At 65.3% G+C, this 23,525-nt stretch carries 23 protein-coding genes and 1 tRNA gene; 9 read left to right on the top strand and 15 right to left on the bottom strand.

The annotated features are described in order from the left end of the window. Nucleotides 1–127: 127 nt before the first annotated feature. A complete protein-coding gene (ftsY, locus tag AC3FJ6_RS07855) occupies nt 128–1,387 on the bottom strand; it encodes a signal recognition particle-docking protein FtsY (RefSeq protein ID WP_488771400.1) in 1,260 nt (419 codons plus the stop codon). 60 nt (nt 1,388–1,447) lie between these two features. Between ftsY and AC3FJ6_RS07850 the strand changes: the two genes are divergently transcribed. The 5 genes from AC3FJ6_RS07850 (at nt 1,448) to AC3FJ6_RS07830 (ending at nt 6,127) form a co-directional block, all read left to right on the top strand. Beyond that, nucleotides 1,448–2,983 (top strand): M16 family metallopeptidase, encoded by a 1,536-nt coding sequence (locus AC3FJ6_RS07850; protein ID WP_488771399.1) that lies wholly within the window; start codon nt 1,448–1,450, stop codon nt 2,981–2,983. A 22-nt stretch (nt 2,984–3,005) separates the two neighbouring features. Then, nucleotides 3,006–4,370, top strand: a complete 1,365-nt coding sequence (locus AC3FJ6_RS07845) for a M16 family metallopeptidase (RefSeq protein ID WP_488771398.1) — start codon at nt 3,006–3,008, stop codon at nt 4,368–4,370. Nucleotides 4,371–4,443: 73 nt separating this feature from the next. Next, on the top strand, nt 4,444–5,079 hold the full coding sequence (gene rsmD, locus AC3FJ6_RS07840) for a 16S rRNA (guanine(966)-N(2))-methyltransferase RsmD (protein ID WP_488771397.1): 636 nt from the start codon (nt 4,444–4,446) through the stop codon (nt 5,077–5,079). 234 nt (nt 5,080–5,313) lie between these two features. Further along, nucleotides 5,314–5,799, top strand: a complete 486-nt coding sequence (gene coaD, locus AC3FJ6_RS07835; RefSeq protein WP_066739714.1) for a pantetheine-phosphate adenylyltransferase — start codon at nt 5,314–5,316, stop codon at nt 5,797–5,799. Nucleotides 5,800–5,866: 67 nt separating this feature from the next. Then, on the top strand, nt 5,867–6,127 hold the full coding sequence (locus tag AC3FJ6_RS07830; RefSeq protein WP_488771396.1) for a YfhL family 4Fe-4S dicluster ferredoxin: 261 nt from the start codon (nt 5,867–5,869) through the stop codon (nt 6,125–6,127). A 120-nt stretch (nt 6,128–6,247) separates the two neighbouring features. Here the strand turns inward: AC3FJ6_RS07830 and pth are convergent, their stop codons facing one another. The 7 genes from pth to AC3FJ6_RS07795 all read right to left on the bottom strand — a co-directional run bounded on the left by pth (nt 6,248) and on the right by AC3FJ6_RS07795 (nt 12,382). Beyond that, nucleotides 6,248–6,844 carry an aminoacyl-tRNA hydrolase gene (gene pth, locus AC3FJ6_RS07825; protein WP_488771395.1) on the bottom strand — a complete coding sequence of 199 codons (597 nt, stop codon included), beginning with the start codon at nt 6,842–6,844 and terminating at the stop codon, nt 6,248–6,250. A 103-nt stretch (nt 6,845–6,947) separates the two neighbouring features. Next, nucleotides 6,948–7,559: a 50S ribosomal protein L25/general stress protein Ctc gene (locus AC3FJ6_RS07820; RefSeq protein ID WP_153948998.1), complete on the bottom strand. Its 612-nt coding sequence runs from the start codon at nt 7,557–7,559 to the stop codon at nt 6,948–6,950. Between the two features lie 163 nt (nt 7,560–7,722). Beyond that, nucleotides 7,723–8,676 carry a ribose-phosphate pyrophosphokinase gene (locus tag AC3FJ6_RS07815; protein WP_153948997.1) on the bottom strand — a complete coding sequence of 318 codons (954 nt, stop codon included), beginning with the start codon at nt 8,674–8,676 and terminating at the stop codon, nt 7,723–7,725. 94 nt (nt 8,677–8,770) lie between these two features. Then, nucleotides 8,771–8,847 (bottom strand) — tRNA-Gln (locus AC3FJ6_RS07810). 65 nt (nt 8,848–8,912) lie between these two features. Next, nucleotides 8,913–9,791 (bottom strand): 4-(cytidine 5'-diphospho)-2-C-methyl-D-erythritol kinase, encoded by an 879-nt coding sequence (gene ispE, locus AC3FJ6_RS07805; RefSeq protein WP_488771393.1) that lies wholly within the window; start codon nt 9,789–9,791, stop codon nt 8,913–8,915. 8 nt (nt 9,792–9,799) lie between these two features. Next, nucleotides 9,800–10,414, bottom strand: coding sequence for a lipoprotein insertase outer membrane protein LolB (lolB, locus tag AC3FJ6_RS07800; RefSeq protein WP_488771392.1), 615 nt, complete (start codon nt 10,412–10,414; stop codon nt 9,800–9,802). Between the two features lie 147 nt (nt 10,415–10,561). Then, nucleotides 10,562–12,382 carry a tetratricopeptide repeat protein gene (locus tag AC3FJ6_RS07795; RefSeq protein ID WP_228771001.1) on the bottom strand — a complete coding sequence of 607 codons (1,821 nt, stop codon included), beginning with the start codon at nt 12,380–12,382 and terminating at the stop codon, nt 10,562–10,564. Nucleotides 12,383–12,654: 272 nt separating this feature from the next. On the opposite strand from AC3FJ6_RS07795, the gene mutM reads away from it, so the two are divergent. The 3 genes from mutM to mutY all read left to right on the top strand — a co-directional run bounded on the left by mutM (nt 12,655) and on the right by mutY (nt 17,096). After that, on the top strand, nt 12,655–13,557 hold the full coding sequence (gene mutM, locus AC3FJ6_RS07790; RefSeq protein ID WP_488771391.1) for a bifunctional DNA-formamidopyrimidine glycosylase/DNA-(apurinic or apyrimidinic site) lyase: 903 nt from the start codon (nt 12,655–12,657) through the stop codon (nt 13,555–13,557). Nucleotides 13,558–13,917: 360 nt separating this feature from the next. Beyond that, on the top strand, nt 13,918–15,861 hold the full coding sequence (locus tag AC3FJ6_RS07785; RefSeq protein WP_488771390.1) for a dynamin family protein: 1,944 nt from the start codon (nt 13,918–13,920) through the stop codon (nt 15,859–15,861). A 71-nt stretch (nt 15,862–15,932) separates the two neighbouring features. Beyond that, nucleotides 15,933–17,096, top strand: coding sequence for an A/G-specific adenine glycosylase (mutY, locus tag AC3FJ6_RS07780; RefSeq protein WP_488771389.1), 1,164 nt, complete (start codon nt 15,933–15,935; stop codon nt 17,094–17,096). 44 nt (nt 17,097–17,140) lie between these two features. Here mutY and AC3FJ6_RS07775 read toward each other — a convergent pair whose 3' ends face one another. From AC3FJ6_RS07775 to AC3FJ6_RS07765, 3 genes are all read right to left on the bottom strand, one after another. Next, nucleotides 17,141–17,794, bottom strand: coding sequence for an LON peptidase substrate-binding domain-containing protein (locus AC3FJ6_RS07775; protein WP_153948990.1), 654 nt, complete (start codon nt 17,792–17,794; stop codon nt 17,141–17,143). Between the two features lie 57 nt (nt 17,795–17,851). Next, nucleotides 17,852–18,778: an RNase adapter RapZ gene (gene rapZ, locus AC3FJ6_RS07770; protein ID WP_153948989.1), complete on the bottom strand. Its 927-nt coding sequence runs from the start codon at nt 18,776–18,778 to the stop codon at nt 17,852–17,854. 169 nt (nt 18,779–18,947) lie between these two features. Next, nucleotides 18,948–19,286 carry a PsiF family protein gene (locus AC3FJ6_RS07765; RefSeq protein WP_488771388.1) on the bottom strand — a complete coding sequence of 113 codons (339 nt, stop codon included), beginning with the start codon at nt 19,284–19,286 and terminating at the stop codon, nt 18,948–18,950. On the opposite strand from AC3FJ6_RS07765, the gene AC3FJ6_RS07760 reads away from it, so the two are divergent. Next, the gene (locus AC3FJ6_RS07760; RefSeq protein ID WP_488771387.1) at nt 19,285–19,449 is read left to right on the top strand and encodes a hypothetical protein; all 165 of its coding nucleotides are present in this window, start codon (nt 19,285–19,287) and stop codon (nt 19,447–19,449) included. The genes AC3FJ6_RS07765 and AC3FJ6_RS07760 overlap by 2 nt on opposite strands. A gap of 32 nt (nt 19,450–19,481) precedes the next feature. Here the strand turns inward: AC3FJ6_RS07760 and hprK are convergent, their stop codons facing one another. The 4 genes from hprK to AC3FJ6_RS07740 form a co-directional block, all read right to left on the bottom strand. After that, on the bottom strand, nt 19,482–20,453 hold the full coding sequence (gene hprK, locus AC3FJ6_RS07755) for an HPr(Ser) kinase/phosphatase (RefSeq protein ID WP_092603200.1): 972 nt from the start codon (nt 20,451–20,453) through the stop codon (nt 19,482–19,484). Nucleotides 20,454–20,519: 66 nt separating this feature from the next. Then, on the bottom strand, nt 20,520–20,975 hold the full coding sequence (locus AC3FJ6_RS07750; protein WP_488771386.1) for a PTS sugar transporter subunit IIA: 456 nt from the start codon (nt 20,973–20,975) through the stop codon (nt 20,520–20,522). A gap of 499 nt (nt 20,976–21,474) precedes the next feature. Beyond that, complete coding sequence (gene hpf, locus AC3FJ6_RS07745; protein WP_066739680.1) at nt 21,475–21,828, bottom strand: ribosome hibernation-promoting factor, HPF/YfiA family; 354 nt, start codon at nt 21,826–21,828, stop codon at nt 21,475–21,477. Nucleotides 21,829–21,878: 50 nt separating this feature from the next. After that, the gene (locus tag AC3FJ6_RS07740; RefSeq protein ID WP_488771385.1) at nt 21,879–23,360 is read right to left on the bottom strand and encodes an RNA polymerase factor sigma-54; all 1,482 of its coding nucleotides are present in this window, start codon (nt 23,358–23,360) and stop codon (nt 21,879–21,881) included. Between the last annotated feature and the right edge of the window lie 165 nt (nt 23,361–23,525).

The raw sequence follows: 23,525 nt of genomic DNA, 5'->3' as shown, positions 1-23,525 counted from the left end.
CAGCAAAGAAAAACCCCGGCGTTGATGCCGGGGTTTTTCCAGGCAATTGGTCGTGCCCTTGTATTTTGAGGAGGAGCCCCGCGTCAGCGGGGCTTTGCCTTTGCAGGGCCGGAACGCCGGCTGGGTATCACCCCAGCAGCGCCTCCGCGAACTCCTCGGCCTTGAACGGCTGCAGGTCTTCCACTTTCTCGCCCACGCCGATGAAGTACACCGGCACCGGGCGCTGGCGGGCGATGGCGGCCAGGATGCCGCCCTTGGCCGTGCCGTCGAGCTTGGTCACGATCAGGCCGGTCAGGCCCAGCGCGTCGTCGAAGGCACGGGTTTGTGCCAGGGCGTTCTGGCCCGTGTTGGCGTCGATCACCAGCAGGCATTCGTGCGGGGCCGTGGGCATGGCCTTGCCGATCACGCGCTTGACCTTCTTGAGTTCTTCCATCAGGTGCAGCTGCGTGGGCAGGCGGCCGGCGGTGTCGGCCATCACGATGTCGATCTTGCGGGCGCGGGCGGCGTTCACGGCGTCGAAGATCACCGCGGCCGGATCGCCGCTTTCCTGGGCCACCACGGTCACGTTGTTGCGCTCGCCCCAGATGGTCAGCTGTTCGCGCGCGGCGGCGCGGAAGGTGTCGCCGGCGGCCAGCAGCACCGACTGGTGGTAGCTCTGGAAGTGCTTGCAGAGCTTGCCGATGCTGGTGGTCTTGCCCGCGCCGTTCACGCCGGCAATCATCATCACCAGCGGCTGCTCGCGGCCCAGCTCCATGGTCTTTTCCAGCGGCTTGAGCAGCTGCACCAGCAGATCCTTCAGCGCGGCCTTCACGCCTTCGGCGGTCTCGATGCGATCGCTCTTCACGCGGCGGCGCAGTTCGCCCAGCAGGTACTCGGTGGCTTCCACGCCGGCATCCGACATCAGCAGCGCGGTTTCCAGTTCCTCGAAAAGGGCTTCGTCGACCTTCACGCCGACGAACAGCACGCCGATGTTGCGGCTGGTCTTCGACAGGCCGGCTTTCAGGCGTGACATCCAGCCGCGCTTGGCCTCGGCCGTCTGCGCGGGCGGCGGCACCAGTTCCAGTTCCTCGACCACGGGCGGCTCATAGGCAACCGGGGCGGGCGGGGGAGGCGGCACCTGGGCCGGCACGGGCACAGGCACCGGTACGGGTACCGGGGCGGGCGCGGGCATCGGCACGGGGACCGGAACCGGCACAGGAACCGGTACCGGGACGGGAACAGGCGCCGGCGCAGGAGCGGGCGCAGGAACGGGGGCGGGAAGCGGTGCCGGTGTAGGGGCCGGCGAGGGTGCCGGCGCGGGCGAGGGTGCGGGCGAAGGCGCAGCCGCCGGCGGCTCGACGGGCGCGGGAGCCGGCTCGGCCTTGCGCTTCTTCCAGAAACTAAACATTGGGAAAGGGGTCAATACCCCGGTAGAATCAATCGCCAAAATTCTAGCAGACGGGGTCGCATGAACCATTGCGCTGACTTGTCCCAGGCGGGCGCCGCCCGCGTTGCATCGCCGTCCACCGGCACCGCCAGATTCTCGCGGCGCCTTCTTTCCACCCTGATCGTCGCCTCGCTTGCCGCCCCACTGGCGGGCACCGCCTGGGCGCAGGCCAAAGGGGAGACCGCTCGCGCAACCACGCCGCAGGGGCCGCCTTCCGGCATGGCCACGGCTGGCCAGGTAGGCCAGACTGAGGCCGGCACCACGGAATTCCGGCTGTCCAACGGCATGCGCGTGATCGTCAAGGAAGACCATCGCGCGCCCACGGTGGCGCACCAGATCTATTACCGGGCCGGCGGCAGCGACGAAGTCAGCGGCACCACCGGCGTGGCGCACATGCTCGAACACATGATGTTCAAGGGCACGCCCAAGGTGCCGATCGGCGAGTTCTCGCGCCAGATTGCCTTGCTGGGCGGCCGCGAGAATGCGCTGACCAACCGCGATTTCACGCTCTACTACCAGCAGATCGCCAAGCAATACCTGCCGAAGATGATGGAGCTGGAGGCCGACCGCATGGCCAACCTCATCATCAAGAAGGAAGAGTTCGACCGCGAGATGAAGGTGGTGATGGAAGAACGCCGCCTGCGGACCGACGACTCCCCGCGCGGCAAGGTCTACGAACAACTGCTGGCCACGGTCTACACGGCCATGCCGTACCGGCACCCGGTGATCGGCTGGATGGACGACCTGGTCAACATGCGCGTGGAAGACGTGCAGGACTGGTACAAGACTTGGTACGTGCCGAACAACGCGCTGCTGGTGGTGACCGGCGACGTAAAGGCCGACGAGGTGCGCGCGATGGCCGAACGCTACTACGGCAAGCTCAAGGCGCGCCCGCTGCCGCTGCGCAAGACACAGCTCGAGGCGCCCCAGCAGGGCATCAAGCGGATCTGGGTCAAGGCGCCGGCCGAGAACCCGTACATCGTGCTGGCCTACAAGGTGCCGCGCCTGCATGACGTGGAAAAGGACGTCGATCCGTATGCGCTGGAGGTGCTGTCGGCCGTGCTGAACGGTTATGACAACGCCCGCCTGACGCGCGAACTGGTGCGCCAGCAGCGGCTGGCCGACGACGTGAACGTCGGTTACGACAGCATCAACCGTAACGAATCGCTGTTCGTGCTCGACGGCACGCCGGCCAGCGGCCACACCACCGAGGAAATCGAGAAGGCGCTGCGCGAGGAACTGCAACGCATCGCAAAGAGCGGGGTGTCCGAGGAAGAGCTCAAGCGCGTCAAGGCGCAGGTGGTGGCCGGACAGATCTACAAGCGCGATTCGGTGTTCGGGCAGGGCATGGAAATCGGCGTGGCCGAGATTTCGAATATCTCGTGGCGCCAGATCGACCGCATGCTCGACAAGATCAAGGAAGTCACGCCGGCCCAGGTGCAGGCAGTGGCCGCGAAGTATTTCAGCGACGACAACCTGACCGTGGCCACGCTGCTGCCGCAGCCGATCGACCCCAACAAGCCCAAGACCGCCGCGCCCGAAGGGCTGCGCCACTGAGGACAGAGTCCAAGGAGAAACAATGTCCCTGTCCGCCATGACCATTGCATCCCCACGTCTGCTGCGCCGCCTGGCTGCCGCCGCATGCGGGGCGGCCGCGCTGCTGGCCGGCTCGGTGGCCCATGCCGCCATTCCGATCGAAAGCTGGACGGCATCCACCGGCGCCAAGGTGTTTTTCGTGCCGAGCCCGTCGATTCCGATGCTCGACGTCAATATCGATTTCGACGCCGGCAGCCGTTATGACCCGCCTGGCAAGTCCGGCCTGGCCACGCTGACCGCGGCGCTGCTCGACAAGGGCGCCAACGCGCAGGATGGCCAGCCCGCCCGCAACGAGGCGCAGATTGCCGACGCCTTTGCCGATACCGGCGCCGATTTTGGCGGCGCCGCCGGCGGCGACCGGGGCGGCATCGGCTTGCGTACGCTGACAGCTTCGCCGGAACGTGAGCAGTCACTACGGCTGGCGGGGCAGCTGATCAAGGCCCCGGCCTATCCCGATGCCGTCGTGGCGCGCGAGAAGCAGCGCCTGATTACCGCCATCCGCGAGGGCGACACGCGCCCCGGCGTGATTGCCGACAAGACGCTGTCGAAAGCGATCTACCCTAGCCATCCGTATGGCGTTTCGGCCACGCCGGAATCGGTGGGGTCCATTACGCGCGATGACCTGCTGAAGTTCTGGCGTGACAATTACACGGCCAGGCGCGCGGTGGTGACCCTGATCGGTGCTATCGACCGCAAGCAGGCCGAGCAGATTGCCGAGGATATGACGCGCGGCCTGCCCGAGGGCACCGCGGCGCCGAAGCTGCCCGACGTGCAGATGTCGATTCCGGCCAGCGAGAAGCGCATTCCGCACCCGGCACAGCAGGCCAGCGTGGCCATCGGCGCGCCAGCCATCGCGCGTGGCGACCCCGATTACTTTGCCCTGCTGGTGGGCAACTACGTGCTGGGCGGCGGCGGTTTCAGCTCGCGTCTGACCGATCAGGTGCGCGAGAAGCGCGGGCTCACCTACGGCGTGGACAGCTTCTTCGCGCCGTCCAAGCAGCCGGGGCCGTTCAGCATCACGCTGCAGACCAAGAAGGAAAACACCGACGAGGCGCTGGGGCTGGTTCGTCAGATCCTGGCCCAGTATGTGGCGCAGGGCCCGACCGATGCCGAACTGAAGGCCGCCAAGGACAACCTGGTCAATGGATTCCCGCTGCGCATCGACAGCAACCGCAAGCTGCTGACCAACGTGGCCAATATCGGCTGGTACGGGCTGCCCCTCGACTATCTGGATACCTGGACCGCGCAGATCAACAAGGTGACGCGCGACCAGGTGCGTGCCGCCTTCCAGCGCCACGTGCATCCCGATGCCATGGCGACGGTCATCGTCGGCGGCCCGGAAAAGTGATCTTCGGGCCGGATCGTTGGGCAGGACACGCCATGGCCCTGTGCCGGGGCGTGGCAGGCTCTACAATCACGGCATGAATCCGCAATCCCGACCTTCGCCCGCACCGCGCGGGCGAACTGCTCTGTCCCGCCAGGCACCGGCCCAGGTGCGCATCATCGGTGGCCGCTGGAAACGATCGCTGCTGCCCGTGCTGGAAGCCGAAGGCCTGCGCCCCACGCCCGACCGCGTCCGGGAAACGCTGTTCAACTGGCTCGGCCAGGACCTGGCCGGCCTGGTGTGCCTGGACCTGTTCGCGGGATCGGGTGCGCTGGGATTCGAAGCCGCCTCGCGCGGCGCGGCCGCGGTGACGATGGTCGAAGCCAATCCGCGCGTGGCCAAGCAACTGCGCGACAACCAGTACAAGCTCGACGCCTCGCAGGTGCGGATCGTCCAGGCCGATGCATTCGCCGCGGCCGCACAGATGCCGGCCAGCGGTTTCGACGTGGTGTTTCTGGACCCCCCGTTTGCCGAGGACTGGATCGGACCCGCTCTGGAGCACGCGGCGCGCCTGACCCGGCCGGGCGGCGTGGTCTATGTCGAGTCGGACAAGGCACTGATCGGCGCCGATGCGCCCGTGCCGGCCGCGCTGGAAATCATTCGCCAGGCGCGCGCCGGCGCCGTGCATTTTCACTTGCTGCAGCACCGAACCGGCAACGGGGCGGACCAGTAAACCCGCATCGTCAGATGATGCTGGTCATATGACGACTGCCTGGCGGCTTGCCGCGCCGGGCAAGCGTTTGCGGGCTGCTGCGATGCGGCAAAAAGCCGGCCGGGCGGACTTCCAAAAGCTGCGTTTGGGGTTACACTACGCCGCTGTTGTTTGTCCAACGCCCGTCACGCAGGCAGTATTCGAGAGCGGCCCCGGCATCGCGGGCCGGCAACGGGCAGCCCCAAAGGAGGAAACATGGTCGTCGCCGTCTATCCCGGTACTTTTGATCCCATGACCCGGGGACACGAGGATCTCGTCCGTCGTGCGTCGAATATCTTCGACGAACTCGTGGTCGGCGTGGCGCACAGCCCCAACAAGCGCCCGTTCTTCTCGCTCGAAGAGCGCATCGGCATTGCCCGCGAAGTGCTGGGCCACTATCCGAATGTCAGGGTCGAAGGCTTTTCGGGCCTGCTCAAGGATTTCGTGCGCAAGAACAATGCGCGCGTGATCGTCAGGGGCCTGCGCGCGGTGTCGGATTTCGAATACGAATTCCAGATGGCCGGCATGAACCGCTACCTGCTGCCCGATGTCGAGACGATGTTCCTGACGCCGTCCGACCAGTATCAGTTCATCTCCGGCACGTTCGTGCGCGAGATCGCCGTGCTCGGCGGTGATGTCAGCAAGTTTGTCTTCCCCTCCGTGGAACGCTGGCTTCAGGAGAAGATCGGCAAACCGGAATAAAATACGGGCTTCGATTCCGCCGACGTGGCCAGTCCGGGTGCGGGTGGGATCGCTGGAAGGAACCATCATGGCGCTACTGATCACCGACGACTGCATCAATTGCGACGTTTGTGAACCCGAGTGCCCGAACGAAGCCATCTCGATGGGGCCCGAGATCTATGAGATCGACCCCAACAAGTGCACCGAGTGCGTCGGCCACTTCGACGAACCGCAATGCCAGCAGGTCTGTCCTGTGGCCTGCATTCCGAAGGATCCGAACCGCATCGAGACGCGCGAGGTGCTGATGCAACGCTACCGGCTGCTGACAGCGGCCAAGCATGTGGCCTGAAGCCGGAGACACATCCGGCCACTTCGTTCCGGCCCCACAAAGCAGACAGGCAGAAACGAAAAACCCCGCACGACCGCAAGGTCGGCGGGGTTTTTTCATGGCGCCTTGCCGCGCGCCGGTCTAGCGGTTCGTGTGCAGTTCCATCATCGCGCGCTCGCTCTCGCCGCGCGCCAGGACGCCGAGCGGGCCCATGCAGCGGTCGATCGCTTCATCGATGGCCTGCTGTTCTTCCTTGCGTGGCGGCTTCAGCACATAATTGACCACGTCCTCGCGCCCGCCGGCGGAACCGCCCGGTGTGTTGCGGGGATGGCCCACCCCAAGGCGCAGGCGCCAGTAGTCCTGCGTAGTCAGATGGGCGGAGATGTCCTTCAGGCCGTTATGGCCGCCGGAACCGCCGCCGCGCTTGAGCTTGACCGAGCCGGCCGGCAGGTCCATCTCGTCGTGCGCCACCAGGATTTCGTCGGGCAGGATCTTGTAGAAGCGCGCCAGCGACACCACGGACAGGCCCGAGCGGTTCATGAACGTGGACGGCTTGAGCAGCCAGATGTCCTGGTCCCACAGCCGGGCGCGGCCGGCCAGGCCGTGGAAGCGTCCTTCCACGCGCAGCGTGGTGCCGCCCACGCGGGCGAGCTGGTCGACCAGCCAGAAACCGGCGTTGTGGCGGGTGGCCTCGTATTCCGCCCCGGGATTGCCGAGGCCGACGATGAGCTTGATCATGGGCTGAAAAAAGCGAAAAAGCAGGCGTGAAAGGATACGCGAAAACCGCGTACGAAAAAAAACCGCCGGCGAACCGGCGGTCTTTTCGTGAAGCGCGGGCAGCTTAGGCAGCCGGCGTTTCGCCTTCGCCTTCAGCGGCTTCCGACGACTGGGCGCCAGCCGGCAGCGAGATGCTGGCCACGGCCGGGTTGTCGTCACCGTGGGTGATGGCGGTCACGCCCTTCGGCAGCTTCAGGTCCGACAGGTGGATGGTCTGGTTCAGTTCGGCTGCAGCCAGGTCCACTTCGATGAACTCGGGCAGGTCGGCCGGCAGGCACGACACTTCCAGGTCGTTCAGGATGTGGTTCACGATGCCGTGGCCCAGCTTCACGCCAGGAGCGGTTTCCTGGTTCATGAAGTGCAGGGGCACCTTCACGTGGATCTTTTCCGTGGCCGACACGCGCTGGAAGTCAACGTGCAGCACCAGCGGCTTGAACGGGTGCATCTGGAATGCGCGCAGCAGCGCCTTTTCAGCCTTGCCAGCCACTTCCAGGTCCAGGATCGACGAGTGGAACGCTTCCTTCTTCAGGGCGTGCCACAGGGCGTTGTGATCCAGTTCGATCATCTTCGGCTCGGCGGCGCCGCCGTAGATGATGCCGGGCGTCTTGCCCGAATTGCGCAGGCGGCGGCTCGCACCCGTTCCCTGTACGCTACGCTCGAAAGCTACTACTTTCATGTTCAACTCCAGATGTGAAGAAGGCTGTCCGCGACCAGACAGCCTCGACTGACGATACGACACTCAAACCGTACCGCATGAATCACATTGGCCACCCTGAGGTGGCCAATGCGGTAAACCCAGAATTCTAGCAGGCTTTTGCCGCCCTGCGCTTGCTTGCCGATCAGTGGTCGGCAAACAGCGACATGATCGAGTCACCCTTGACGATCCGGGTGAAGGTCTCGGCCAGCAGCGGGGCGGTTGAAACCTGGCGGATCTTGCCGGACTGGCGGGCTTCGTCGGACAGCGGAATCGTGTCGCAGACCACCACTTCGTCCAGTTCCGAAGCCGCAATGCGGGCAGCGGCACCGCCCGACAGCACCGGGTGCGTACAGTAGGCAAACACCTTCAGCGCGCCACGTTCCTTCAGCACCTGGGCAGCCTTGCACAGCGTGCCGCCGGTGTCGATCATGTCGTCCATGATCACGCAGTTGCGGCCGGCCACTTCACCGATGATGTTCATCACCTCGGACACATTGGCCTTGGGACGACGCTTGTCGATGATGGCCAGGTCGCAGTCGAGCTGCTTGGCCAGCGCACGGGCACGCACCACGCCGCCGACGTCCGGCGAAACCACCAGCAGGTCGCCGTAGTTCTTCTCGCGCAGGTCGCCCAGCAGGACCGGCGAAGCGTAGATGTTGTCGACGGGGATATCGAAGAAGCCCTGGATCTGGTCGGCGTGCAGGTCCATCGTCAGGACGCGCTCCACACCGGCGACTTCCAGCATGTTGGCCACGATCTTGGCCGAGATGGCCACGCGGGCGGAACGCGGACGGCGATCCTGGCGCGCATAGCCAAAGTAAGGCATGGCTGCGGTGATGCTGCGTGCCGAGGCGCGCTTGAGCGCATCGACCATCACCATCAGTTCCATCAGGTTGTCGTTGGTCGGCGCGCAGGTGGACTGCAGCACGATGACGTGCTTGCCGCGAACGTTTTCCTGGATTTCTACCTGGACTTCACCGTCGGAGAAACGGCCGACCAGAGCTTTGCCCAGCGGAATGCCGAGGTGCTGTACGACAGCCTCCGCGAGTTTAGGGTTGGCATTGCCGGTAAATACCATCAAGCCTTCGACGCTCATTCGGGGCACCTGTCTTGCTGCTGGGGGAGCTTTGCGCCACCGGCCAGCGCCGGTAGCGATATCTGCATGTCCGTTTGGACACTATAGGAAGTAATGGCAGGGGAAGAAGGATTCGAACCTTCGAATGCCGGAATCAAAATCCGGTGCCTTGACCAACTTGGCGACTCCCCTACACAACCTTTAACGTCTGTCGCCGAACCGAACTTTACTTCAGTACTTCGCCAAACGAAAACCTGCTATGCGAACGTTGCGAGCGGGTGGTGAGACAAACTTTTCACACACCTGCCATCCCAATCGGACGGCAACCTTTCCATCACCTTCCGCGCATCCTGCTCGTCTTCGAAACGGGCAAATACGCAGGCTCCGGAACCGGTCATCCTTGCATGCGGACTATATTGTCTCAGCCATTCAAGGGCTCGGGCAACTTCGCCGAACTTCGCTGTTGCTATCGCTTGCAAGTCGTTGCGACCGAAAGCGAATTTGTTTGTGCAAGCAGCGAAGTCCGCAACTATAGAGATCGGGGAATCCCTTGTCAAGCGTTCATCCGAAAAAATTGCAGCAGTCGGTACATGCTGGCGCGGATGGATAACCACGAACCAGCTCTCGGGCAGTGCCACGGGCGTCAGTTCCTCGCCCACGCCTTCGGCGAAGGCGTTCTGGCCGAACACGAAAACGGGCACGTCGGCGCCCAGCGCAAGACCGATGCGCATCAGTTCTTCGCGCGGCACGCCCGCGCCCCAGAGATGGTTCAGCGCCAGCAGCGTGGTGGCCGCGTCGGACGATCCGCCACCGATGCCGCCGCCCATCGGCAGGATCTTGTCGATGGCGATGTCCGCGCCGAAGCGCGTGCCGCAGGCCTGCTGCAGCGCGCGTGCCGCGCGCACCACCAGGTCCGTATCGGCGGGCACGCCGGGGATGTCCGTGACCCGCGCGATCACGCCGTCGTCGCGGCGGCGAAAGTGCAGGGTGTCCGACCAGTCGATCAGCTGGAACACCGTTTGCAGCGTGTGGTAGCCGTCAGGGCGGCGGCCCGTCACATGCAGGAACAGGTTGAGCTTGGCCGGCGCGGGGCAGTTGCGCAGTTCGGCGGGTGGCAGGGCGGTGCCTGCGGTCATGGCTTGCGTCATTGTTCGGATTTGGGATCGATCACCAGCCGCACGGACAGCGGCGCTTCGTTGCCGTCGCGCGCCATGTCGATGCGGCGCGGCTGGGCAGCAGGGGCAGGGGTGCCTTCGGGCGCGTCCTGCCAGGTCACGTAGCGCACCGTCCAGCCGCTTTGCTTGAGCGTGTCGGGCCGTCCGCTGGTGTCGCGCGTGACGCTGGATGGCGCGCCGGGCGCGGGCCGCGCATGCAGCCAGTCGCGCATGCCGGACACCGGCAGTGAGAAGCCCAGCGCCTGCTCCATCAGACTGTCCACCTCGGGGGCATTGCGCGGCTTTTCATTCGGCAGGTCGAGCGTGGCGCCGGACGGGGTGCTGGTCACCACGGCCAGCGTCTGACCCAGCGGCGAGATCAGGTCGAGCCGCACGTTGCGGCCCTGTTCCTGCCAGCGAAAGCTGCCTTGCACGCCCTCGCTGCGGCCGTAGCGCGTGTAGTTGGCGGCGAAGCGCCCGGTGTAGTGCTCGCTGCGCGCGGTCTCGCTGGCGTCGAAACTGCGGGATGGCGTGATGGTGCTGCACGCGGCAAGCCAGAGCGGGGCGGCCACGCAGAGCAGGGCCAGGCGTCGGGATCGGAGCATGTGCAAGATGTCGGGAGTTGGACGGCGTTCGATGTTCGCTGGCGACACAACGCGGTGGCCGGGGCGATGGCCCGGCACCGGATGGATCGCCAGAAAGCAGCGCCCGGGCGCGGGGCCCGGGCAGCCAGACAAGATACCAAATGCGGGCTACTTCGACAGCGATACGCTCTGGTTGTAGCGGCGCAGCGTGTCGACCAGCGTGGGGTTCTCGGGCTCCACCTTGGCCGCCTCGGTCCACGTCTTGCGCGCTTCCTCGTGCTGGCCCAGTTGCCAGAGCACTTCACCCAGGTGCGCGCCGATCTCGGCTTCGGGCGCCTTGCTGTAGGCGGTCTTCAGCAGGTCGGCTGCGGGCTGCAGTTCCCCCTGGCGATACTTGACCCACGCCAGGCTGTCCATGATGTACGGATCGTCGGGCCCCAGTTCCGATGCGCGTTCAAGCAGCTTGCGCGCCTCGGGCAGGCGCTCGTTGCGATCCGCCAGCGAATAGCCAAGCGCGTTGTAGCCCTGCTTCTGCTCGGGCTGCAGTGCGATGACCTTGCGCAGGCCCTTTTCCATGCTGTCGTAACGCTTTTCGCGTTCGTCGAGCATGGCCAGTTCATAGAGCCAGTCGGCGTTCTCGGGCTCGACCTTCACGCGTTCGTTCAGCACCTTGCGCGCGCGATCGTAGGCCTTGGCTTCGAGCAGTGCGCCCACTTCGGCCTGGCGGATCGCGGTCATGCGCTGGGCGCGCTGCAACGGATCGGAAATATCCTCGGCATCGGCCAGCAGGTCGCCGAACACGGCCTGGGCGTCGTCGAGCTTGCCCATGCGCGCCAGCAACTGGCCGCGCTTGGCCTGCGCCGCGGTGGCCAGGCGGCCGTCCTCGATCCTGTCGAGCCATCCGATGGCCGCCGGATAGTCCTTCTTTTCCTCGGCAATCTGCGCCAGGTACTGGTACGCGATGTCGGGGCTGGCAGCGGGCGACTTCTCGGCCATCTGCAGGTATTCCTTCAGATAGCGTTCGGCGTCGTCGTAGTTGCGGGCTTGCAGGCTGGTCAGGCCCAGCGCCAGCGGCACGCGCGGGTCGTTCGGGGCCACCTTGCGCAGCACCTCGAATTCGGCGCGGGCGGCTTCCATGTCGTTCTTCTGCAGATACAGCCGCGCCAGCGTGATGTGACCATTGACCGACGACGGCGACTTGGCCAGGAACCGCTTGAGCACCTCGATCGACTTGTCGGTGGCCGACTCGGCCTGCAGTTCGGCCGCCATCAGTGCGGCGGGCTCCAGGTCGGGCTTGATGCGCAGCGCCTGGTCCAGTTCGGCCAGCGCGCCGGCATTGTCGCCGGCGGCCTCGCGCGCACGCGCCAGGGCCAGGTGCGTTTCGGCCAGCTTCGCGTCGTTGGCCGTGATGCGCTGGAGCACGCCCACTGCGCCAGCCGGATCGCTGGTGCGGGCCATCTGCTGCTGCATCAACAGGATGGCTTCGCCGCGATGGTTGGCCGGGGCGGCCGCCAGTTGCTGCACCAGCAGCGGTTCGGCGTCTTCCCACCGACCGTTGAGCACCAGCAGCGTAGACAGGACCTGTCGCGCCGCGGGCGACTTCGGTGCCAGGTCGGCCCAGAGGCGCGCCCCGTCGAGTGCCTGCTGCGCGACGCGCGCATTGAAGGCGATTTCCGTGGCCCGTTGCGCCAGGCGCGGATCGCGCGTTTCGCGTGCCAGGTCCATGTAGGTGCGGTAGGCCGGTCCCACCAGCCCGCGCTGCATCGAGATTTCGGCAGCCAGCACGCGGTACAGGATGTCCGGGGTCAACGCGACGTTCGGCAGCGGCGTGCGTGGCGCCTTGGCGCCGGTTGACGGCGCAGGTACTTCGATGACTTCGTCATCGTCCTGCGCGACCGTTGCCGGGGCGGCGTGGGCCAGCGATGCAAACGCCAGGCACGCGGCCACGCCCAGGGCGCGCGCATGGCGACGGAAACGGAAAGTGTTCATCTGGATGGGTTCCGGGCGCATGGCTTGAGAGGGCAAGATGTTGTCCGGCATGAAAGCAAAGCTCCGGCGCACGGGGCGTGGGAATGGATGGGGGCATTGTAGCCTGCCGCTACAATGCGCTGCTTGCCCCGCGGGGCGCTTACGTATGGGAACCCGCACATGCAGGCCTGGCGGCAGGGAATTCCCTGCGTCATTGGAGCGCAAAAGCCCTCCATAGGTTCTGCAACGGTGGGAAAGCGGGGCCGGATTCCGGCCGAAAATCACGGGGTGCCATGCCAGAACTACCGGAAGTCGAAGTCACGCGGCGCGGTTTGCTGCCGCACGTGGTGGGGCGCCGCATCGTCCAGGTGACCGTGCGTCATCGCGGACTGCGCTGGCCCGTGGAGCCCGAACTGGAGGCGCGCCTGACCGGCCGCGTGATCGGCCGCATCGAACGGCGCGGCAAATACCTGCTGCTGGAATGCCTGCCGGCGCCCGCTGGCGGGCGCAGCCCGGGGCCCGGAGACGATTCGCCCGGCTGGCTGCTTGTCCACCTGGGCATGACCGGCACACTGCGTGTGTACCCCGACGCGCCGCCGGCTGGCCCCCACGACCACCTCGACGTCGCCCTGGCATCGGCCGGCGCCCCGGGTGACGCGCAAGACGGCCCGCTCATGGTGCTGCGCTTCCGCGACCCGCGCCGCTTCGGCGCGATCATCTGGACCCCGCTGGCCGAAGCGGCGCTGTCCGAACACCCGCTGCTGCGGCGGCTGGGCATCGAGCCCTTCGACCCGCGTTTCGACGGCGGGTGGTTCCACCGGCTCACGCGCGGCCGCTCGGTGGCGATCAAGCAGGCGCTGCTGGCCGGTGACATCGTCGTCGGCGTAGGCAATATCTACTGCTCGGAAAGCCTGTTCCGCGCGGGCATCCGTCCCACCACGCCAGCGGGCAAGATCAGCCTGGCGCGATACGACAAGCTGGCCGCCGCCGTGCGGGAAACGCTGACCGAAGCCATTGCGCGGGGCGGCAGCACGCTGCGCGACTTCGTGGGCAGTGACGGCAGCAGCGGTTACTTCCAGCTCGACTGCCTGGTTTATGACCGCGCAGGCGAGCCATGTCGCGTTTGCGGCACACTGATCCGGCAGATCGTCCAGGGCCAGCGTTCCACCTTCTACTGCCCGCATTGCCAGCACTGAAACGGCCCTCCAGAACTGCCGTCCGGCGTTGTTGAGCCGGCAACGGTGGGGGCTGGCTGGCACGGCACCGGCCATGGCAATCCGATGGCGAAACATTGTCGCAAACCATTGCCGATGGGTCGGCGCAACACTCCGGCCACAGAACCGTAACAAGGGACGTGAATTCCACAAAATGTGTCCGGAAACCTGTATCGTGTGCCCAGTCATAAAAAGTTACAAAAACGGCCGGATTCGCCCCGATGACAATGGCGTCCGGCGAAGACGAGTGGCTTCGGGTCCGCGGGTCAACGGACAAGCCCGGTGCCAGTCGTGCAGTACGCGCCCAACACCATAAATCCAAGCCGACACAGCGAATCCCTCATGACGAGCCTCGCCCAACAATTCGAACAATATGGCGCCTGGAGAACCGGGGTCCTTCAGTCACTCGCCGAATTCCAGTCCTGGCTGCAACAGTACGACCTGCATGACGCCACCGCGGACGACCGCGCCCAGCGCATCCAGAGCGTGCTCAAGAGCGACCGCCTCAAGGTGGCGTTCATTGCCGAGTTTTCGCGCGGCAAGAGCGAGCTGATCAACGCCATCTTCTTTGCCGACTACGGTCGCCGCATCCTGCCTTCGTCCGCCGGACGGACGACGATGTGCCCGACCGAGCTGCGTTACGACGAGCACGAGCCGCCCTGCATCCGGCTGTTGCCGATCGAAACGCGCCTGCAGGACGCCTCGACGGCCGACTTCATGGAGCCCGGCTCGTCCAATTCGCACTGGACCACGGTGCCGCTGGACCCGTCGTCGCCCGAGGGCATGCTGGCCGCTTTCCAGCACGTGGTGGAAACCACGCGCGTGACGCCGGCCATGGCTGAATCGCTGGGCCTGTACAACGAGAACGACCCCGATGCCGCCTATTCGGTCGATGCCGACGGCATGGTCGAGATCTCGCGCTGGCGCCATGCGGTGATCAACTTCCCGCATCCGCTGCTGCGCCAGGGCCTGGTGATCCTGGACACACCGGGCCTGAACGCGATCGGTACCGAGCCGGAACTGACGCTGCGGCTGATTCCCGATGCGCACGTGGTGGTGTTCGTGCTGGCCGCCGATGCCGGCGTGACCAAGAGCGACCTTGCGCTGTGGCGCAGCCACGTGGGCGCAGGCCATCGCCGGGGCTGCCTGGCCGTGCTCAACAAGATCGACGGCCTGTGGGACCCGCTGAAGTCGTCGCCCGAGATCGCGGGCGAGATCGCGCGCCAGGTTCGCACGACGGCGCAGACGCTCGGCATCGAGGAGCGCCGCGTGTATCCGGTGTCGGCGCAGAAGGGCCTGGTGGCCAAGGTCACGCACGATCAGCCCATGCTGGTGCGCAGCAACCTGATGCAGTTCGAGAACGTGCTGTCCGACCAGCTGATTCCGCAGCGGCGCGAGATCGTGTCCGACCAGGTGCATCGCCTGGTGCAGGAGATGTCGCGCGGTGCGCAGCAGCTGCTGCAGAGCCGCCGGCGCGATATCGTCGAGCAGCTGTTCGAACTGCGCGGCCTGCGCGGCAAGAACCACGCGATGGTCAAGCACATGCTGATGCGCGTGCAGAGCGAAAAGGAAGAGTTCGAGCAGAGCATCGCCAAGTTCCAGGCGCTGCGCCTGGTGTTCGGCCGCCACAGCGCCGACATCATCAAGAGCCTGCAGTTGCGCGACGTGCGCCGCACCATGCGCGACAAGCGCGAGCAGATGAAGGAGCGATTCTTCTCGCGCGGCCTGCGCGAAGACATGGAGGCGCTGTTCGGCCAGCTTGCCGGGCTGATCCAGGACGCCGACCAGAAGATCGCCGGCCTGCACCAGCTGGTGGACAGCATGTATCGCCGCTTCAACGCCGAGCATGGCTTCACGCTGCCGTCGCCGATGCAGTTCGTGACATCGCGCTACGCCGCCGAGCTGAACGAGACGCTGGCGCTGGTCAACGCGCACTTCGGCACCGTGAACATGCTGACGCGTTCGCGTCCGCAACTGGTCCAGAATGCGTTTGCGACGATGGCCAGCCGCGTGCTGGAGAACTTCCGGGACCTGAACCGCGACATCGAGATCTGGCTCAAGTCGGTGATGACGCCGCTGGAAGCGCAGGTGCGCGAGCACCAGAAGCAGCTGCGCCGCCGCGTGGATTCGATCGAGCGCATCCACGAGGCCACCGACACGCTGGAAAGCCGCATCGCCGAACTGGAGGATGTGCTGAACGGCCTGGACGAGCGCAGCACCCGGATCGAATCCTTCACGCGCAAGCTGGTGGAGGTTCCGGTCGAGGCTTCGGCCCGCGCTGCATAGCCGTTCCGCCATCGTTGGTATCATGTGGCGCCGCCTTCGAGCGGCGCCTTTTCTTTTCCAGACGCCCCGCAATGCCCCGCAAGCCTGCTGCCGTGCCCGTGCTCCCCGATGAAACCGCCGTACCTGCCGATTTCGGCATGCGTGTGGTCGCATGGCAGCGCCAGCATGGCCGGCATGACCTGCCGTGGCAGAACACGCGCGACGCGTACCGCATCTGGCTCTCGGAGATCATGCTCCAGCAGACCCAGGTGGCGGCCGTGATCGAGTACTTCCGGCGATTCGTGTCGGCGCTGCCCACCGTGGCGGCGCTGGCTGCCGCGCCGGCCGACGAGGTCATGGCGCTATGGGCCGGCTTGGGCTACTACTCGCGTGCGCGCAACCTGCATCGCTGCGCGAAGGCCGTCATGGAAGACCACGGCGGCGTGTTTCCCACCGATCCGGCCGTGCTCGTCACGCTGCCCGGCATCGGGCGCTCGACGGCGGCGGCCATCGCCGCGTTCAGCGCGGGCGTGCGCTCGCCCATCCTCGACGGCAACGTCAAGCGCGTCTTTGCGCGCGTGTTTGGCATCCACGGCTACCCCGGCGAACGTGCCGTCGAGACGCGCATGTGGGCGCTGGCCGGCCAGGCGTTGCCGCCGGCCGGACCGAACCAGGCCGAAGACATGGTGGCCTATACGCAGGGGCTGATGGATCTGGGCGCGACGATCTGCTCGCGTGGCAAGCCGGCGTGCCTGGGCGATGCGGACAGCTGCCCGCTCGCGGTGGACTGCGTGGCGCGCCGGGACGGCCTGACGGCGCTGCTGCCCACGCCCAAGCCGCGCGCCGCGATTCCCGAACGCAGCACCGTGATGCTGATCGTGCGCCATGGCCGCGATGTGCTCGTCAACCTGCGGCCCGACAGCGGCATCTGGGGTGGGCTGTGGAGCCTGCCGGAGATCGCCGTGGACGGCATGCCGTTCGACGCGGAAGCCGCCGAGGATGCCGCGCTGGAGTCGGCGCGGCAATTCGGCCAGCCCGTGCGCGCGCATCTGGCCGGCGAACTGACGCACGTTTTCACGCACTTCCGGCTGCTGATCCGTGCGGTCCGCGTGGACCTCGACGCGGCAACGCGGCCCGCCAACGGCGATATGGGCCAGGCGCGGCGCTGGCTGTCGCTGGACGACCTTGACGCGCTGGGCACGCCCGCACCCGTGCGGCGCCTGCTCGAAGACCAGGCGCGCATCGGACTTTTCTGAATTCCTGAGTTCCCGAGTTTCTGGCGTTCTGACGATCGGTGCCGTCAGACGATGTGGTGCTGCCGCATGTAGCGGTGGACGATTTCGATGCGCATGCCGGCATCGGGCAGCGCCATCAGCATCTGCTTGGCCTTGAGCGGCACGGGCAGCAGTTCGCATAGCCGGTTGGCCACCCAGGTCGGGTCGTCCCAGAGATAGGGTTCGGCGAACGGCAGCCGGGACTTGTCGGGCTGTTCGCTATGCACTGACGCCACGATGCGGCGCAGCGCCTCCAGGCACTCGCTCAGCAGCTCCAGCTTGCAGTCGATGACATCGTCGGGCAGCACTTCGGCCTGGGCCACCAGCAAGCCGTCGTCGCGCGTGGCGTGGGACAGCACGCGGAAGCGCCGCCGTCCGCGGGTCTCGATCAGCAGCACGCCCAGCTGCTCCATGTTGCAGTCGACGATCTGCGCCAGGCAGCCGATTTCCTCGGGCACCGTTTCGTGGCCGGCACGCGCGACTTCCTCGCCGCTGGTGATCAGGCAGACGCCGAACGGCGTGCCATCGCGCATGCAGTTGCGCACCATGTCGACGTAGCGTTTCTCGAACACCCGCAGAGGCAGGCGGCCGTCGGGGAAGAGTACCGTGTTGAGGGGAAACAGCGGCAGCGCCTCGATGATGGCGCCCGGGGATGCGGTGTCTGGGGGGAGTGTCGACATGCGATTGGCCGCTCCAGTGGCGGGACGGCGCCGGGGCCGTTCCCTCAAGCCCGCGTGTCAGCCGGCCGGGGCCAATTCGCGGTGTCTGACCAGCACATTACCATGGGCCCGGAAATAGTTGGCGAGTCGTTCGGCAATGAACACCGACCGATGCTGGCCGCCCGTGCAGCCGATGGCCACGGTCAGGTAGCTGCGGTTGTCCGCAATGAAACTCGGCAGCCACTTCTCGACATAGGCGCGAATGTCCTCGGCCATGGCCAGCACCATCGGCTGGCTCTGCAGGAAGTCCGCCACCGGCGCGTCGCGGCCGGTCAGCGGGCGCAGGGCCAGATCGTAATAGGGGTTTGGCAGCGAGCGCACATCGAACACCATGTCCGCATCGCTTGGCACCCCGTGCTTGAAGCCGAACGATTCGAACAGCAGCGTGAGCGACTGCCCGCTGGCGCTGTCGTTGCGAATCAGCTCCTTGACCCAGCTGCGCAGCGTGTTGGTGCGCACATTGCTGGTATCGATGCGATGGGCGGACTCGGACAACGGGCTGAGCAGCCCGCGTTCCATTTCGATGGCTTCGATCAGCGATGTACTGACCGTTGCGCCGGGTCCGCCTGGCCCGGCACCTTCCGGGACGCCCAGCGGCGCACCGTCCGGGCCTACGCCGACACGGGTCGACAGCGGGTGGCGGCGGCGCGTCTCCGAATACCGCTGCACCAGCGCATCGGTATTGGCCGTCAGGAACAGCACCTGCACCTGATGATGGGCGGAAAGCTCGCGGACGGTGTCCGGCAGCCGCGCCAGCGACTCGCGGCTGCGAATGTCCGTGGCCACGCCAAGATGGGTATAGCCCTGGTCGGCCAGATAGGCCGTGAGCTCGGGGATGAACTGGGCCGGCAGGTTGTCGACGCAGTAGTAGCCTGCATCTTCCAGGACGTTCAGGGCGACCGACTTGCCGGAGCCGGAAATTCCGGTGATGAGAATGATCCGCATAGCGACGCAAGGATAGCACCGCAAGGTAACCGCGTCATGACAGCTTGTCCCAGACAAAAATGGCGAATCGCAGAGGATTCGCCATTTTCCGAGGGAACATTGCCCGGATCGGGCCGCGTAACGGTTTGTGAACCCCGGGGTGATGAACCGGGGGTGCGAACCGCGCCGATCAGGTTGCCGGCTTGGCCGACAGGCACTCGCTCTGTGCCTTCTTGTATTCGTCGCCCTTCTTGCCCTTGTTGGCCTTGGAGCACGCGGCCATCTTTTCCTGCTGGGTCTTCGGCTCGGCTGCCGGGGCGGGGCCGCTGGCCGACAGGCACTCGCTCTGCGCCTTCTTGTATTCGTCGCCCTTCTTGCCCTTGTTGGCCTTGGAGCAGGCCGCCATCTTTTCCTGCTGCGCGGTCTTGCCGGACTTCTCGGCAGCGGCCGGAGCCGAGGCGCCCTGGGCAAACGCGGCGGTGGCGAACAGGGGGGTAACCAGCAAACACATCGCGATCAGCTTTTTCATGCTTCTCTCCTGGCTGTGGAAACACATCGTGGCCGCGCGCCATGCCGGCGTCTGGCAGAACCTGGGCTCGGCGCCCATTACAGCACAAAACGGCGGCCGCCCGCAGTTCGTTGACGAAGGGCCATGCCAGGCTTGTAAGCAAATGAAAAACGCCCGCGAATGAAGCGGGCGTTTGCACACGGGCGCGGTAGCGGCTCAGAGCAGGCGACCTTGTCCGCGCGATACCACGTCGGCCTGCATGGCCGCGCGCTGGCGGTCCATGAAGTCGCGCAGGGTGTCGATGCCGCGCAGTCGCAGGATCGTGTTGCGCACGGCGGCTTCGACCAGAACGGCCAGGTTTCGGCCGGCCGCCACCTGGATCTTCACCATGTGGATCGGCAGGCCCAGCACGTCGAGGTACTGGGAATCGAGCGGCAGCCGTTCGAATTCGCCATCATTGCGACGTACCAGCTGCACCACGAGCTTGAGCTTCATCTTCCGGCGCACCGCCGTTTCGCCAAAGATCGTCTTGATATCGAGCAGGCCCAGGCCGCGCACTTCGAGCAGGTTCTGCAACAGCGGCGGGCAGCGGCCTTCGATGAAGTCGGGGCCCAGCCGGACGAAATCGACGGCATCGTCCGCCACGAGGCCGTGGCCGCGCGAAATCAGTTCCAGGCCCAGCTCGCTCTTGCCCAGGCCCGATTCGCCCATGATCAGCACGCCCATGCCGAGGATGTCCAGAAATACCCCGTGCATCGTCACGCGCGGCGCGGAGATGCGCGACAGGTAGAGGCGCAGGTGATCGATCACGGCCGCCGAGGACACCGGCGTGGTGAACAGCGGGGTCGACGAGCGCGTGCAGCGCAGTTCCAGGTCGGGCGGGGGCTCCATGCCGTCGGCCACCACCAGGAACGGCGGCTCCAGCAGGATCAGTTCGCCCATCTGGCGCTTGCGCGGTTCGTCGTCCAGGCGTTGGTAATACTGGATTTCGGGTTTGCCCAGCACCTGGATCCGGTTGGGGTGGATCAGGTTCAGGTGGCCCACCAGATCGGCGGCGGAAGTGGCTTCGCGAGCGAATTCGACGTCAAAGGCCCGGTCGGCACCTTCCAGACCGGCGACCCACGACAGTTTGATGTCGGCTGCGTTGTCGTCGAAGATCGACTGCGAGGTGACGCCGGTGAGTTCCATGCGGGATGCTTTCTACGAGGGGGGCGGTATGGCTTCAGGCGGCCAGCCAGGCCGGCCTGCGGATCGTCACGGATGCCATTCGATCAGCAACTGGTGGACGGCTTCGGGCGTGGGCAGCGTGGCCAGCCCTTCGCGCATCTCGCGGTCCGACAGCAACTGTGCGATTTCCGAGAGAATTTCGAGGTGCTGCTGGGTGGCCTGTTCGGGCACCAGCAGGAAAATCAGCAGCGAGACCGGCTTGCCGTCGGGCGATTCGAACGGAATCGGCTCGGCCAGGCGCATGAAGCCGGCCAGCGGCTGCTTCAGGCCCTTGATACGGCCGTGCGGAATGGCGACGCCGGCACCCAGGCCGGTCGAACCCAGCGATTCGCGGGCGAAAAGGTTGTCCGTGACGGTGGCGCGGGCCACACCATGGTTGTTCTCGAACAGGAGCCCGGCTTGCTCGAAGACCCGCTTCTTGCTGGTGACGGTGACGTCGAGATGGATGTTGCCGGGTGGCAGCAATTTGGCCAAACGATTCATGGGCGATGCACGAGAAGTCAGGTTGGCGATACGGCGCACAAATGCCGTCCCGCCGGATGGGGCAATTCAGGATATCGAGTGCTTGGTGGACGCCCGCATTGGAACGTCCGGCTCATTATAGAGCAGGGCCACAGCGCGCTTGTGCACTGCAGCGCCGGCGCCGCGGGTGGTGCCGCGGATTGGCCGGCCGGATTGCCCACCCGGATATTGCCGCCGGCGCCCGCATGATCTTCCGTCACGTGGCCTGCCGTTCGGGTCACCGGGACCGTTCTGCCTGTCGTTCTTGTATGGCGCAGCATACACCGAGCCGCGCAAGATGCGAACACCCCCGGCAAATCAATTGGTTTCGGCCGTGGTGGGAAGGTAACGGAGAATGTCAGCCCGACGCGGGCGCGCACCCATCAAAAAAGCCGCGCAGATGCGCGGCTTTGCTCTCTTCCTGTCAGTCCTCTCGGGGACGCTGACGTCCGCCTCGAGGGGCAGTCAAGGATTTGCCAGCCTATTGTTGCTGTAGCTGGGCTTCAGCCATCTGGTACTTGACCGCTTCCCGGTCATGACCCTGCACGCGGTCCTTGTAGCGGATCACCTGCCGGTCGAGCTTGTCGACCAGACAGTCGATCGCAGCGTACAGGTCTTCATGGTGCGCTTCGACGAAGATGTCCTTGCCCTTGAGATGCAGATTGATTTCCGCGTACTGACGCTTGTCCTTTTCCTTGTGGTTGTCGACAGATAGCAGCACGCTCACGCCAATGACCTGATCGAAATGCCTGACAATTCGCTCCAGTTTCGTTTCCACATACTCACGCAGCGGCGGCGTGATGTCGAGGTGGTGTCCACTGATCTTGAAGTTCATAGCGCTTCTCCTTCTGAAAGAGCCGCACCAGGCAGGCGGTTGCGGCTCGGCTACAAAGACTTGCGGAGATTGACTGCGGGGATCTTCAGTGCTTCGCGATATTTGGCCACCGTGCGGCGTGCGACCACAAAGCCCTGTTCGCCCAGCAATTCGGCGATGCGGCTGTCGGAAAGAGGATTCCTGGGTTCTTCGGCTCCTATCAGTTGCTTGATCAGCGCGCGGATCGCCGTGGAAGAGGCCGCGCCGCCCGTCTCCGTGGAGACGTGGCTACCAAAGAAGTACTTCAACTCGAAAGTACCCATTGGCGTGGCCATGTATTTGTTCGTGGTCACCCGGGAAATGGTCGACTCATGTAAACCGAGTGTATCGGCAATTTCCCGCAAAACCAAGGGCCGCATCGCTATTTCGCCGTGCGAAAAAAAGTTCTTCTGACGCTCCACAATTGCCTGCGCCACACGCAGGATCGTGTCGAATCTTTGCTGGATGTTCTTGATAAGCCACCGCGCTTCCTGCAGCTTTTGTTGCAGTCCCGCAGCCCCCGCTTCGCCTTTTGCACCGCGCAAGATCTGCGCGTACATGTCGTTGATGCGCAGGCGCGGCATCACATCCGGATTCAGCTGGGCAATCCAGCCGCTGCCGCTCTTGCGCACGAACACGTCCGGCACCACGAAATCGGCCTCGGGGCGGCTGTACGCATGTCCTGGGTACGGTGCCAGCGAGCGGATCAGGTCGTGCGCCGCCTTTAGTGCAATGTCGTCCACCTGCAGCGCTTTCTTGAGGCGCGTGTAATCCCTGACCGCCAGCAGTTCAAGATGGTGATTGACGATGGACAGGGCCAGTTCGCGCTGAGGATGCTGCAACCGTTTCAATTGCAGGCTCAGGCATTCGGCGGCATTGCGCGCGCCCACGCCGGGCGGATCGAAGCTCTGCAGCAGCGTCAGCATCGCCTGTACTTCTTCCACCTCGAATTCGAGTTCTTCGGGCAGTTCGGTGCAGATTTCCTCGAGTGACGCACTCAGGTATCCGTCGTCGTCGAGCGATTCGATGAGGAAGATGGCCAGGCCCTTGTCGCGCGCCGAAATCTTGAGCGGCGTCAGCTGTTCCATCAGGTACTCGCGCAGCGTGGGATCCGCATCGCGCAACTGCATCGGCGTCTTTTCGTCTTCGTCGTTCTGCGGGCGGCGCGCGAAGTCGTCGAGGCTCCAGTCGTTGCCGTAGTCCTCGGCACCGGAATCGCTGAAGCCTTCTTCCTCGCCGCCGGACGCATGTTCGCTGCGATCGTCGCCGTTGGCCTGCGGTTCGGACGGGGCCGGCGCCGGGGCGCTTTGCAGATTGACGGAGCCGTCAGCCGCCACGCGCAGCGGGCTTTCGATCCAGTCGTTCTCGCGTTCCAGCAGCGGGTTTTCCGTCAGCGCCTGTTCCACCTCCTGTTGCAGTTCGAGCGTGGAAAGCTGAAGCAGCCGGATGGACTGCTGCAGTTGCGGCGTGAGGGCCAGATGTTGGGAGAGGCGGAGCTGAAGCGAAGGTTTCATGCGACCTATTCTATGCGCATCTTTCCGTTGTTGGAACGGAATTTGCTACAACCTATCGCTTCGGCTTCCTGATCGGCAACGGCTTTGAAATAGCCGCGGGCAAGTGCGGTAAAAATGACCTGCCGATGACCTGCCGAAAACCTGTCGGCAGTGTGGCCGCGGAGG

The sequence above is a fragment of the Cupriavidus sp. 94F1 genome, assembly GCF_057798875.1.
This window is presented reverse-complemented; position numbering and strand designations above follow the sequence as displayed.